The organism is Vibrio sp. 970 (assembly GCF_033339075.1).
Map to the genome: position 1 here is coordinate 1 of NZ_JAWOTW010000543.1, position 597 is coordinate 597.

Here is a 597-nt window from a genome sequence, read left to right on the forward strand (position 1 = left end):
GACTCAAGGCGATCGCATCGTAACCTCAGCTCACTTTATGTTGGATTCAGAATCGAGCCAAACGGCTGATCTATCGCGCATTTCATCACCGACCGAAGCCACTGCACAAACGGCTTGGACGAAGGGCGAGATCACTGATGTGATGAAAGACCATCGTATGTTGACCATCAACCACCAGCCCGTACCAGAGTGGGATTGGCCGGGGATGGTTATGAACTTTACCCTCGCTGACGGCGTCGATATGGGCTCGCTGCAAAAGGGCCAAGCTATTGAGTTCGAAATTCAAAAAGCCGCATCGGGTCAATACGAAATCGTTGATTACAAAGCCGATGACACCGTTCTCGCAACTGACGTTTGGGTAACGGGAGACATCAGCATGCTAATGGCGGATTTTGGCATGATCACGCTCAATCACCTTCCGGTTTCAGAATGGAACTGGGATGCCGGTGAAATGAACTTCTCTGTGGGTGATGAAGTGGATTTATCCGGTTTCAAGGAAGGTCAGAAAGTCCGATTTCTAGTTGAAAAACAAGGTTCTGAAATCATTCGGAGACAACCAACACCTACACTCGTGCCGTTCACGAAGCCCTTACGATC

At 49.4% G+C, this 597-nt stretch carries 1 protein-coding gene; it reads left to right on the top strand.

Annotation, left to right across the window (positions count from 1 at the left end):
• Positions 1–597: copper-binding protein (locus R7Q11_RS27775; RefSeq protein ID WP_225467184.1), on the top strand; the 597-nt coding region annotated here is incomplete at both ends.